The sequence below is a fragment of the Nocardiopsis lucentensis DSM 44048 genome, from assembly GCF_000341125.1.
Lineage (GTDB): Bacteria > Actinomycetota > Actinomycetes > Streptosporangiales > Streptosporangiaceae > Nocardiopsis > Nocardiopsis lucentensis.
This window is the reverse complement of sequence record NZ_ANBC01000033.1, coordinates 1-11,948: the sequence shown is the minus strand read 5'-3', so window position 1 is coordinate 11,948 and position 11,948 is coordinate 1. Positions and strand designations below refer to the sequence as shown.

The following is an 11,948-nucleotide window of genomic DNA, read 5'->3' as shown; positions in this document are numbered from 1 at the left end:
ATCGGTACCGCCGCCGCCATCCGCCACCTGCGCCGCCGCGGTCGGGGGTGACCACCGGGCAGAGGGAACGGTAGGGGCCGACCGTCGTGGACCGGGTGCGTGTCCGGATTCGTACCCGACGACGAGGCCGTCCCCGTCGGCATGGAGGACCTCACAGGGCTTGGCCCGGCATCGGGACCGAGCAGGTCAGGGTTGGTACCGTCGAGGCGTGCAAGAAATCACTCTCGCGGCCGTACGCGACACGCCCCTGTCCGTCGACGAGGTCCTCGCCGCCGTGTCGGATCCCCACGCCGGGGGAACCGCCGTGTTCATCGGCACGGTCCGGGACCACGACCACGGGCGCGACGTCGCCCGCCTGGCCTACTCGGCGCACCCCTCGGTGGAGGAGCGGCTGCGCGCCGTCATGGAGAAGGTGCTCGCCAGCACCACCGTCCCCGGGCGTCCGGTGGTGAAGCTGGCGGCCGTCCACCGCGTCGGCGACCTGGAGATCGGGGACGCGGCGGTGGTCGTGGCCGCCGCCGCGGCGCACCGGCAGGAGGCCTTCGAGGCCTGCCGCCGCCTGATCGACGACCTCAAGGCGCAGGTGCCGATCTGGAAGCACCAGTCCTTCGAGGACGGCCAGGACGAGTGGGTCGGTACGCCGTAGGGCGCTCGCCGTGCGGGGACCGGGCGCGCGCCCGGTCCCCGCACGGGCCGTAAGGTATGGGCATGCTTCGTCGTGTCCTGACCCTCGTCGTCGCCCTCGCCCTGCTCGTGGGCCTGGCGCTCGGCGGCCTCTACCTCCCCATGCCCTACATCGTGGCGACCCCCGGCGTCACGGTGAACACCGTGGGCGAGTTCGAGGACGGTCCGGTGATTCGGATCGAGGGCGCCGAGAGCTACGAGCACGACGGCGCGCTCTCCATGGTCACCATCCAGTACGCGGGCGGCCCCCAGCGGCGCCTCAGCACACTGGAGGTCCTGACCTCCTGGCTCTCGCCAAGCAACGCGGTCATGCCAGAGGAGCTGCTCTTCCCGGCCGACCGCACGCCCGAAGAGGTCAGCGAGCGGCAGACCGTCCAGATGAACGACTCCCAGACCGACGCGACCGCCGCCGCGCTGGGCCAGCTCGGCATCGCCTACGAGGCGGTCCCGGTGGTCGCCGACGCCGTCGAGGGCATGCCCGCCGACGGACTGGTCGAGCCCGGCGACGTCATCGTCGAGATCGACGGCGAGCCCGTCCCCACCGACACGGGCGAGGGCGGCGGCGAGCGGTCCGTGGGCAGCGCGGCGGTCGTCGACACGGTGAGCGCGCGCGACCCCGGTGACGTCGTGGAGATGGTGCTCGACCGGGACGGCGAGACCGTCGAGGTCGAGATCACCACGACGGAGGGCGAGGACGGCACGGCCGCCGTCGGCATCCTCATCGCCGACGACACGGACTTCCCGATCGACGTGGAGATCTCCGTCGGCGACATCGGCGGGCCGAGCGCCGGGATGATGTTCGCGCTCGGGATCATGGACCGGCTCAGCGAGGAGAGCCTGACCGGCGGCGCCCGCGTGGCCGGATCGGGCACCATCAGCGCCGACGGTCAGGTCGGTGGGATCAGCGGCATCCCGCAGAAGATGGTCAGCGCCCAGCGCGACGGCGCCGAGTACTTCCTCGTGGCCGCCGACAGCTGCGACCAGGTCGCTGACTCGGCGGCCTACGGGGAGTTGGAGGTGGCCCGGGTGGAGACGCTCGACGACGCGGTGGCCGCCCTGGAGACCATCCGGACCGGAGAGGGCGAACTGCCCCGCTGCGAGGGCCTGGAGTAGATCCCCCTCCTTTCCGGGGCGGTCACCTCAGGGGGTTTGCCGTCCGGGTTCCCTGCCAGCGTCCGAACACGGTCCGAAGCGGAGCGGAGGACCAAAGCGAACAGGGCGCGGGCCCAAAGAAAATACGGCTCAGCCGTTCCCGGTCCGCCCGCCCGCGGCTCCGTCCTCGTCGAGGTCCAGGGTCAGCGCGAGCGCGGAGGTCAGCGCCGGAACGAGATCGGCCCCGTTGAGCACCTCGGCCTCGCTGTCGTGACTGCGCATCCGCATCGCGCAGTGGCGCGACCCGTCCCGCAGCACTCCGGCGACCATCCGGATCTCCTCGGTCTCCCGGCCCGACTCGACCGGGTCCTCGCCCATGGCCAGGGTCTCGTCCGACCCCTTCACCACCAAGCGCTCCATGACCAGGGCGCACCCGGCCACGTCCTGCGGCCACAGGATGCGGCCCAGCGCGTCCTCCAGGGGGACGTCGTCGGGGAGCGGCTCCTGTTCGACCGGAGTCAGCTCCTCCGGGTCGACCGGGGAGTCGATCCCCAGCAGACCGGCCAGAGCGGGCTCCGCCTTCAACAGGTCGGCGGTGGGCACCAGGGCGTACAGGCCCAGCGGTCGGTCCCACCCCTGCTCGGCGGCGTGGCGTTCCAGGTCCATGACGGCTTCGCGAATGTTCGACACACTTCCATGGTGACCGATGCGGGAGCCTCGCCGGTCCCGATCCCGGACAGTAGGGTCACCAGGGGCGCGCCGGTTGCCGGTCCGATACCCCAACGATGCTCGCTCGTCACCCGATCAGGGGGATTTCGGGAACCCGGCGGCCTCCGCATAAGTTCTCAGTAATAAGGCGCCACACGCGCACCGAACGCATCTACCAAGCCAGAACGAGGGGGAGGCGTGAGCTTCCGATCGCCCGGCGCACCACCTGCGCGTATGCCTCGCCGATCAAGGTTGCTCGCGCCTGTCGCGGCGACCGTGGTCGTCATCATCGCGGGCCTGGCGCTCGCCGCGAACTTCTGGACCGATTTCAAGTGGTTCAGCTCCGTCGGGTACACGACGGTGTTCCTGACCGAACTGTGGACGCGCGTACTGCTGTTCGCCGTCTCCGCGTTGGTCATGGCCGTCATCGTCGGCGCCAGCATCTTCTTCGCCTACCGCTCCCGGCCCGGCGTACGCCCCATGAGCCTGGAGCAGCAGGGACTCGACCGCTACCGGCAGTCGATCGACCCGCACCGCAAGCTGTTCTTCTGGATCGCGGTCGGCGCCCTCGCCCTCCTGGCCGGAGCCGCGGCCAGCGGTGACTGGCGGTCCTACCTCCAGTTCGTGCACGCGACCGACTTCGGCGTCGCCGACCCCGAGTTCGGCATCGACATCCAGTTCTTCGCGTTCGTCTACCCGTTCCTGCGGACGCTGCTCGGCTACGTGTACGCGGCGGTCATCCTGGCGTTCATCGCCGCGGTCATCGTCCACTACCTGTACGGGGGCGTGCGCCTCCAGAACGACAGCGGCCAGCGCGCCACCCCCGCCGCCCGGGTGCACCTGTCGGTGCTCCTGGGCGTCTTCGTGCTGCTGCGCGCCGGGTCGTACTGGCTGGACCGCTACGGCCTGGTCTTCTCCGACCGCGGGTACACCTTCGGCGCGTCCTACACGGACGTGAACGCGGTCAAGACGGCCCTGATGATCCTCACGGTCATCTCCGTCATCTGCGCCGTGCTCTTCTTCGCCAACATCTACTTCAAGAACACCATGGTCCCCATGGCCAGCCTCGGTCTGCTGGTCCTGTCCGCGGTGCTGGTCGGCGTCGCCTACCCCGAGATCGTCCAGCGCTTCCAGGTCAGCCCGAACGAGCAGCGCCTGGAAGAGCCGTACATCGAGCGCAACATCCAGTCCACGCGTGAGGCCTACGGCATCGCCGACGCCGAGGTGACGGACTACGACGCCACGACAGAGCTGACGCCGCAGGAGCTGGCGGCCGAGGCCGACACGATCCCGAGCGTCCGTCTGGCCGACCCGTCCGTGATCTCGCAGACCTTCCAGCAGATGCAGCAGGTCCGCGGCTTCTACGAGTTCCCGGACGTGCTGGAGGTCGACCGGTACCCGGACCCCGAGGGCAACCTGATCGACACCATCGTCGCCGTCCGCGAGCTGGAGGGACCACCCTCCGACCAGGACAACTGGCTCAACCGGCACCTGATCTACACGCACGGCTACGGCATGGTCGCCGCCGCGGGCAACCTGATCGACCCCGAGGGCCGCCCGGTCTTCACGGAGTACAACATCCCGCCCCGGGGTGAGCTGAGCGAGGTCACCGGCGAGTACGAGCCGCGGATCTACTACGGCCGCGAGGGCGCGGAGTACGTCATCGTCCAGGCCGAGCGCGAGTACGACTTCCCCCTCGACCCCGAGGAGGAGACCGAGGACGTCCCGACGCTGGAGGACGCCCAGGAGCCGACCGCCAGCCCCGAGCCGGACGAGGCCCGCGCCCCGTCCGACTCCGACACCGAGGGCGGCTCCGAGGAGGGCGCCCAGGAGGGGACCGACGGCGGCGAGGCCGACGGGAACGGCGGTGACGAGGGCGCCGAGGACGGCGGATCCCAGGCCTACAACCGTTACGAGGGCGACGGCGGCGTCCAGCTGAGCACCTTCTTCGACCGGGTCCTGTACGCGATCAAGTACCAGGAACCGAACATCCTGCTCAACAGCGCCATCACCAGCGACTCGCGCATCATCTACGAGCGCGACCCGCTGGAGCGCGTGGAGCGGGTCGCCCCGTTCCTGACCGTGGACAGCAGCCCCTACCCGGCGGTGGTGGACGGCCGGGTCCAGTGGATCGTGGACGCCTACACCACGTCCAACGGCTACCCGTACGCCAACCCGATCGACTTCAACCAGGCGGTCACCGACACCTTCACGAACGGCACGGCACAGCAGGTCGGAGCCCTTCCCGGCAACGAGGTCAACTACATCCGCAACTCGGTCAAGGCGACGGTCGACGCCTACGACGGCACCGTCACGCTGTACGCCTGGGACGAGGAGGACCCGGTCCTGCAGACGTGGATGAGCGCCTTCCCCGGCATCGTGACGCCCCGGTCGGAGATGAGCGAGGAGCTGCTCGACCACGTCCGCTACCCGGACGACCTGTTCAAGGTGCAGCGCGAGATCATGCGTGAGTACCACGTGACCAACGCCGAGGCCTTCTACGGCGGTCAGGACTTCTGGACGGTCCCCGCGGATCCGACCACCGGGGACGACGACCCGATGCCGCCCTACCGGCAGACCATCAACTACCCGGGGGCGGACGAGGCCAGCTTCTCTCTGACCACGACGTTCGTCCCGCGCAACCGGGAGAACCTCGCGGCGTTCATGGCGGTCAACAGCGACCCGAACTCGGAGGACTACGGCCAGCTGCAACTGCTGGAGCTGCCGCGCAGCACGGTCAACTTCGGCCCCGGCCAGATGCAGAACGCCTTCGACTCCGACGCGGCGGTCCGCGAGGTCCTGCTGCCGCTGGAGCAGTCCAACGCCGAGGTGACGCGGGGCAACCTGCTGACCCTGCCGTTCGGCGACGGCCTGCTGTACGTCGAGCCGCTCTACGTCCAGGCCGGTGGCGGCGGCGCGGCCTCCTTCCCGCTGCTCCAGCAGGTGATGGTTGGCTTCGGTGAGGACGTCGCGATCGGCAGCAACCTCCAGGAAGCGCTGAACAACCTCTTCGGCGAGGGTGAGGCCCCGCTGCCCGACCCGGAGGAGCCCGCCGAGGACGAGGAGCCCGCCGAGGGCGACGCGGACGAGCCGGCCGAGGAGCCCTCCGGCAACGAGGCGCTCACCGACGCGCTGAACGAGGCCGTCGAGGCCTGGGAGGAGGCGCAGGAGAACCAGGACCAGGCCAACGAGGACCTCCGGGAGGCCCTGGAGGCGATCGAGGAGGCGCTGAACGAGTAGCCGCCGCGGTCTCCGGCTTCGGGTGACCGGTGACGGGGCGGGGCCCGCGGGCCCCGCCCCGTTCGCGTGGGGCCGCTCCCCGAGGGCGGCGTGCTCCACGTCTCGTGGCGTCGATTTGGGTTCACGGCCCGGACACGCTACTGTTGAGAACACAACGACGCGGGGTGGAGCAGTTCGGTAGCTCGCTGGGCTCATAACCCAGAGGTCGCAGGTTCAAATCCTGTCCCCGCTACTGATACCGGACCCGGAAGAAATTCCGGGTCCGGTGCTTTTCACCCGGTTCCCCGTTCCGGCGGGGCGCGGAATCCGTTTCGTGAGGGTGGGAGTTGGCGGCGGTCGTCGCGGGGTGCGAGCCCTGGTACGATTGACGAAGGTCAGGTCGAACGGCCCGACCGGGGTGGATCCCATCCGGTTCTTCTCAGGAAAAACTGGTTTGCCACCCAGGGCGAAAGGCCCTAAAATAGGGATCAACGACGCGGGGTGGAGCAGTTCGGTAGCTCGCTGGGCTCATAACCCAGAGGTCGCAGGTTCAAATCCTGTCCCCGCTACCAATGAGGACCGGCATGGTCGGAAACCAAGTTTCCCTCCATGCCGGTCTTTTGCTTCTTCCGAGGAATGATCCCCGGCCCCGCGGTGAAGGCCGGAGTGGTCGGAGACAAAGATTCCTTCCACGTCGGCCCCTCGCTTTTATGGGAAAACCCGAGTGGAGTCTCACGGCGAGGAGCACCGGGAAGGACCCGCGGACGTTTTCCGTCCGCGGCCGTCCCACACGTCGGGCCGCGCTCTTCGCCTGAGAAGGCGGCCCGACGTGTGGGACGGGATGAGGGTCAGCGCGTGCGGCCCTCGACGAGCTCCACCACGCGGCCGGCCCGCTCGGCGACCTTGGGATCGTGCGTCACCACGACTACGGCCGCGCCGCGCAGTTCGGCCTGGGCCAGCAGCTGGTCCATGATCATGCGGCTGCTCGCGGCGTCCAGGGCGCCCGTGGGCTCGTCCGCGAGGATGAGCGCGGGTTCCCGGCTCAGCGCCCGCGCCAGCGCCACACGCTGTTGCTCACCGCCGGAGAGCTGGTGCGGCTGCGAGCTGAGGCGATGCCCCAGGCCGACGGACTCCAGCAGTTCGCGGGCACGGGTGCGGCGGCGGAGCACGGGTACCCCGCCCAGCACCATCGGCACGCCCACGTTGGCCAGTGCGCTGCGCCGCTCCAGCAAGTGGAATTGCTGGAAGACGAAGCCGATGCCCTCGCCGCGCAGGCGGGACCGGCGCCCCTCGCCCAGGCGGGTGGTGTCGACGTCGTCGAAGACGTACGTGCCGCCGCTCGGCCGGTCCAGCAGGCCGAGCAGGTTGAGCAGGGTGGACTTCCCCGACCCCGACTGGCCGACGATCGCCACGACCTCGCCACGCGCCACCTGGAACGTGCAGTCGTGCAGCACGTCGATCCGGGTGCCCGACACCATGAAGTGCCTGGTCATACCCTCCACCCTGAGGAGGGGAGAGGTGTCGTCCGGGGACCGCGCGGCCCCCGGCAGGGGTGTGCCGACCGCCATCTACTCGCCCTCCATGATGAGGTAGTCCTCCTCGGAGAACTCCTCGTCGGCGCCGCCGGGAACGTCGAAGCGGGGGTCGAGCGGAACCGGGTCCATGATCCGCTCACCGACGCTGAGGCCCTCGGTGACCTCCACCATGGAGCCGTCGGACACACCCAGGGCGACCTCGCGCATCTCCTGGGAGCCGTCCTCGGCAACGACCATGACCTCGCCCTCGTCGGCGTTGCCGCGTACGGCGGTCACGGGGACGGCGAGGACGTTGGAGACGTCCTCCACGGAGACCGACAGCTTCCCCGTCACACCTTCGAAGGCCTCGACGTCGGCGGGGACCCGGCAGACCAGTTCGGTGCCGCCACCGCCACCGCCCTCGACACCCCCGCCGTCCTCGGGGGCGTTGCCTCCGCCCCCCTGTTCGGCCGGGCCCAGGGAGACGAACTCGCACGCGGTGGGCGCGGGGCCCTGGTCGATGCTCAGCTCGATGTCGCGGGGCTCGCCGCCGAAGCGGTACAGGTCGTTCGACGGAATGGTCGCCACGGCCTGGAACTCGTCCGGGGCGACCGTCGCCAGGACCGCCCCCGGCTCGACGACGTCACCGTCGCGCAGGTCGCCGAGCCCCGTCACGTCACCCACGCGGGGCGCGTAGAGCGTGACCTCGCGGGTGGCGGGGGCCTCGGCGCCCTCCTCGCCCCCGGCGGCCCCGGCGTCCGGAGCGGACAGGGTCACGATCGGCGCGCCGTTCTCGACCGGAGCCCCGTCACTCACCCAGACGCGGGTGACGGTGCCGCCGTTGCGCGCCGTGACGTCCTCCCCGGGTGCGGCCCGGACGGTGGCGTCCAACACCATCACCGAGCTGATCGAGCCCAGCTCCACCGTGAACGGCGCGCTCGTCTCCAGGGCGGCCTGTTCCATGGGAACTTCCGGGCCGCCCCCGCCGAGCACCCGCGGCAGCATGACGTAGGTACCGCCGCCGAGCCCCGCGAGGAGCACGAGTCCGGTGCCGGCGATGATCCACTTCTTCTTGCTCATCGTGAGTCTCCTACTCGCGGAGTCCGGCGACGACGGACGCACGCAGCGCCCGGGCCGCGGGGATGATCCCGGCCAACAGTCCGACACCGGCGGCGCTGCCCAGTCCGAGGAGCACGCCGTCGGCCGGAACGCGCACGTCGACGCCGGGCGGCACGAGGTCGAGCTCGGTGACGACCACCGAAGCCAGGGACCCCAGCGCCCAGCACCCGGCGAGGGCGATGGCCCCCGCCACGACCGACACGACCACGGCCTCCATCACCACGGCCACGAAGAGCGTGAACCGGGTGGCCCCCAGAGCGCGGTAGGTGGCCAGCTCGCGGCGGCGCTCGCGCACGGTGACCAGACCGACGTTGAGCACGCCGAGCAGGCCGGTGCCGAGGGTGATGAAGGCGATGCCGAGGAGACCCCAGGTCATGTACCGCAGGGGTTCCTCCAGCATGTCGGCGCTGTCCGCGCGGTAGCTCCAGATGGCTTCGGGGTCGGTGACCCCCCAGCGCCAACCGGCGGAGGCCAGGGTCTGCGCGAACGCCCCGCCGTAGTCCGCCGTGCCCGGGTGCTCCGGGTCCACACGGACGACGTAGGTGTTCTCGCCCATGGGGAACCCGAACTCCTCCGCGGGGGCCTCGGACTCCGGCGCCGAGAAGAGTATCTCCTCGCTGGCGGGGGAGCGCAGCAGGTAGGCGGTCTGCCAGCTGAAGTCCATGTTGGAGTCGGCGATGACGCCGACGACGCGCGCCTCCACCCACCGGTCCTGGCCGATCTGCACCCGCGCCAGGTCCGGCAGGACGTCGGCCAGGGACTGGTTGATCACCAGGACCGGGGCCAGCGACTCGGTGTCCTCCTCGGAGAACCAGCGGCCCTGGGCCATGTCGAGGCGGCGGATGTCGCCGAGTTCGGCGTCGACGCCGCGGAACTCCACGTCCGGCGCGGCCGTGTCGCCGGAACGGATCCGGATGAGGTCCCCCGGCGTCTGGTAGAGGGAGACCTGTTCGCCGCCCGCGCGGTACAGGTCCTCCTCCAGGGCGTCGCGGTCGCTGATCTCACCGCTGACGCTGACTTGCAGGGTGGCGGGGAGTCCGCCCTGGATCTCGCTGTAGGCGACGGCGTACCGCTGCCCGAAGTCGCTGCCCATGACCACGAGGATCAGCGCGCCGATACCGACGACGACACCGGCGCAGGACAGGATGGTCCGGGCGATGTTGGCCCGGGAGCCGGCGAAGGCGAGCACGATCCCGGCCGTGAGGGAACGTAGCATTCGGTCCCTTCCCGTGTGTGGGGCCCGGCACCGCAGAGGAGCGGCCGGGCCCGCGTGAATCGGGTGGTTTCACGACACCCAACGAGGGGAAGAGGAATTTCGGTTCACGGCGGGACCGGGTTTGTGGCCGGGGAGGGGCCGACGCGCTCCGGGAGGTCAGCCGACGGAGAAGCCGTCACAGGTCAGGGGGGTCCCTGAGTCGCCGTCGCTCCAGATAACGGTATGGACACCGTCGGTGCGGCCCTCCTCGGAGCCGATGGCGGGGTCGGGTTCGTCGGTGGTGGCGGTGGCCGTGAAGTCCTCGGGGTAGTCGACGTGGGACCAGGCCCCCGGGGAGAGGACGACGTCGGCGGAGGACGAGGACCCGTCCGGGGAGAGGACGGCCACGGTCACCCTGGTGACCTCGGTGTCCTCACCGGCCAGCACACCCAACCGGGCCGGTGCGCCGGGGGAGACGGCCGAACGCGGTGTCTCGGTCCGCCAGGTGTCCGTGGTGGGGGAGTCGACGGCCGGAGAGCACATGTAGGTGTCGGGGTCGAACACGGTGTCGGGGAGGGCCGAGGGCTCGGACGAGGCGGAGTCGCGCACGCGGTCGGCGATCATCGCGTCGAGTTCCTCGGGGGTGTGCCCGTGCCCGGCACCGCAGGCGACGGCGGAGGTGGCGGCCGCGGTGGTGGTGAGGAGGGCGGCGGCGCGGCGGAGCGCGGCCCGGAGGGGTGTCGTGGTCAGCACATCCGGCAGGCTACTACCTGGGGTTATGGGATGCGTGTGGAATGTGACGAACGCTGGCCGGGACGGCCGCCCCGCCCGGGTGCGGCCGGGGCCGCTACCGGACGGGTGTGGGGCCGCCGTTGAGCCAGGTCAGCGCGGAGTCGTGGAGCAGGCCGTTGCTGCACACCAGCGGACCGCCGTCCTCGAAGCCCTCACCGCGCAGATTGGTCGCGCGCCCGCCGGCCTCCTCCAGGATGATCGGCAGCGGCGCGGCGTCCCACAGCGACAGCTCGGGCTCGGCCGCCACGTCCACCACACCCTCGGCGACCATCACATGGGACCAGAAGTCCCCGTAGGCGCGCGTGCGCCAGACCGAGCGGGTCAGACCGAGGAAGGAGTCGAGCAGGCCGCGCTCCTCCCAACCGCTGAGCGAGGAGTAGCTGAACGAGGCGTCGGCGAGCTCTGACACCTTGGACACGTGGCAGCGGGTGGCCTTCGCCAGACCGCGCCCCGTCCAGGTGCCGCCGCCCTTGGAGGCCCACCAGCGGCGGTGCAGGGCCGGGGCGGACACGAGGCCGACGACGGGCCGGTCGCCCTCCAGGAGCGCGACGAGGGTCGCCCAGACGGGGACGCCACGGACGTAGTTCTTCGTCCCGTCGATGGGGTCGATGACCCACACACGGTTGCTGTTGCCGGTCTTGCCGTATTCCTCGCCCACGACCGCGTCGCGGGGGCGTGCGCGCGAGAGCACACCACGCAGGGTCTCCTCGACCAGACGGTCGGACTCGGTCACCGGGGTCAGGTCCGGTTTGGTGTCGACCACCAGATCGAGCGCGCGGAACCGCTTGAGCGCGAGGTCGTCGGCAGCGTCGGCGAGCACGTGGGCCAGCCGCAGATCATCGTCAAAGGACGCCATGGCCGGTAACGCTACCGGGACCGGGGCGTTCATGGCGATGGGGGCACCCCCGCGTGACCAGAGTGTTAGTCACATCAGGGACTCCAGAAGATTCGGGGGGACGGGGTTCCAGGGCCGTTCGGTGGGAGGATGGGGGGATGGAGACCGCGAGCGGACGCAGGCACGCCGAGGGGACGTCGGCGCGGGAGCGGTTGATGGACGCCGCCTACGCCGAGATCGTGGCCGGGGCCTGGCAGGGACAGCGGATGGCCGACATCGCGTCGGCGGCGAAGGTGTCCAGGCAGACCCTGTACAACGTGTTCGGCAGCAAGGAGGGGCTGCTCCAGGCGATCGTGGTGCGCGAGGTCAACGCCCTGCTGGACACGGTGGTGCGGCTCCTGGAGACCGAGGAGCACGACCCGGCGCACGCGGTGAGCCGGGCGACGCGGCTGATACTGCTCAACGCGCGCGACAACCCGCTGCTGCGGGCGGTGGTGACCGGTGACCGGGAGCTGCTGCCGGTGCTCACGACGAGGTCGGCACCGTTGCTGGACGTGTTGGGGGAGCGGATCGCGTGGCGGGTGGGGGAGCGCTGCCCGTGGGTGGACGCGCCGCTGGCGGAGTCGGTCGCGGACGTCGCGGTGCGGCTGACGGTCTCCTACGCGTTGCAGCCGATCGACCCGGAGCGGGCGGCGGAACGGGTCGAGCGCGTCGTGCACGGGATGCTGTCGCGCGGACGCTGAGAGGGGGTGCCTCCGGTGTGGGAGGAGCCGCTGTCGGAGCGGGAGCG

Annotated in this window: 10 protein-coding genes and 2 tRNA genes; 6 read left to right on the top strand and 6 right to left on the bottom strand. The window is 70.7% G+C overall.

Annotated elements, in window-relative coordinates; all coding sequences use genetic code 11:
- Positions 1–208 precede the first annotated feature (208 nt).
- Entirely contained in the window at positions 209–646 is a 438-nt protein-coding gene (locus D471_RS0100895; RefSeq protein ID WP_017596882.1) for a molybdenum cofactor biosynthesis protein MoaE, read from the top strand.
- 62 nt (positions 647–708) lie between these two features.
- Positions 709–1,797, top strand: a complete 1,089-nt coding sequence (locus D471_RS0100890; protein WP_017596881.1) for a YlbL family protein — start codon at positions 709–711, stop codon at positions 1,795–1,797.
- Positions 1,798–1,926: 129 nt separating this feature from the next.
- Here D471_RS0100890 and D471_RS32470 read toward each other — a convergent pair whose 3' ends face one another.
- Positions 1,927–2,466: a PPA1309 family protein gene (locus D471_RS32470; RefSeq protein WP_241479540.1), complete on the bottom strand. Its 540-nt coding sequence runs from the start codon at positions 2,464–2,466 to the stop codon at positions 1,927–1,929.
- A gap of 294 nt (positions 2,467–2,760) precedes the next feature.
- Here D471_RS32470 and D471_RS0100880 point away from each other — a divergent pair, with 294 nt between their 5' ends.
- From D471_RS0100880 to D471_RS0100870, 3 genes are all read left to right on the top strand, one after another.
- Positions 2,761–5,724, top strand: coding sequence for a UPF0182 family membrane protein (locus D471_RS0100880; protein ID WP_017596879.1), 2,964 nt, complete (start codon positions 2,761–2,763; stop codon positions 5,722–5,724).
- A gap of 158 nt (positions 5,725–5,882) precedes the next feature.
- Positions 5,883–5,956, top strand: a tRNA-Met gene (locus D471_RS0100875).
- A 242-nt stretch (positions 5,957–6,198) separates the two neighbouring features.
- Positions 6,199–6,275, top strand: a tRNA-Met gene (locus D471_RS0100870).
- A gap of 276 nt (positions 6,276–6,551) precedes the next feature.
- On the opposite strand, the gene D471_RS0100865 is transcribed toward D471_RS0100870, so the two are convergent.
- The 5 genes from D471_RS0100865 to hisN all read right to left on the bottom strand — a co-directional run bounded on the left by D471_RS0100865 (position 6,552) and on the right by hisN (position 11,179).
- Entirely contained in the window at positions 6,552–7,271 is a 720-nt protein-coding gene (locus tag D471_RS0100865; protein ID WP_017596878.1) for an ABC transporter ATP-binding protein, read from the bottom strand.
- Positions 7,272–8,297, bottom strand: a complete 1,026-nt coding sequence (locus D471_RS0100860; protein ID WP_017596877.1) for an efflux RND transporter periplasmic adaptor subunit — start codon at positions 8,295–8,297, stop codon at positions 7,272–7,274.
- A 10-nt stretch (positions 8,298–8,307) separates the two neighbouring features.
- On the bottom strand, positions 8,308–9,552 hold the full coding sequence (locus D471_RS0100855) for an ABC transporter permease (protein ID WP_017596876.1): 1,245 nt from the start codon (positions 9,550–9,552) through the stop codon (positions 8,308–8,310).
- 156 nt (positions 9,553–9,708) lie between these two features.
- A complete protein-coding gene (locus tag D471_RS0100850; protein ID WP_017596875.1) occupies positions 9,709–10,284 on the bottom strand; it encodes a hypothetical protein in 576 nt (191 codons plus the stop codon).
- Positions 10,285–10,378: 94 nt separating this feature from the next.
- A complete protein-coding gene (gene hisN, locus D471_RS0100845) occupies positions 10,379–11,179 on the bottom strand; it encodes a histidinol-phosphatase (protein ID WP_017596874.1) in 801 nt (266 codons plus the stop codon).
- 137 nt (positions 11,180–11,316) lie between these two features.
- Here hisN and D471_RS0100840 point away from each other — a divergent pair, with 137 nt between their 5' ends.
- Positions 11,317–11,901 (top strand): TetR family transcriptional regulator, encoded by a 585-nt coding sequence (locus D471_RS0100840; protein ID WP_017596873.1) that lies wholly within the window; start codon positions 11,317–11,319, stop codon positions 11,899–11,901.
- Positions 11,902–11,948 lie beyond the last annotated feature (47 nt).

Coding starts and splice junctions, on each gene's coding strand:
- D471_RS0100890 (WP_017596881.1), top strand. CDS start 709: ATGCTTCGTCGTGTCCTGACCCTCGTCGTCGCCCTCGCCCTGCTCGTG.
- D471_RS0100865 (WP_017596878.1), bottom strand. CDS start 7,271: ATGGCGGTCGGCACACCCCTGCCGGGGGCCGCGCGGTCCCCGGACGAC.
- D471_RS0100860 (WP_017596877.1), bottom strand. CDS start 8,297: ATGAGCAAGAAGAAGTGGATCATCGCCGGCACCGGACTCGTGCTCCTC.
- D471_RS0100855 (WP_017596876.1), bottom strand. CDS start 9,552: ATGCTACGTTCCCTCACGGCCGGGATCGTGCTCGCCTTCGCCGGCTCC.
- hisN (WP_017596874.1), bottom strand. CDS start 11,179: ATGGCGTCCTTTGACGATGATCTGCGGCTGGCCCACGTGCTCGCCGAC.
- D471_RS0100840 (WP_017596873.1), top strand. CDS start 11,317: ATGGAGACCGCGAGCGGACGCAGGCACGCCGAGGGGACGTCGGCGCGG.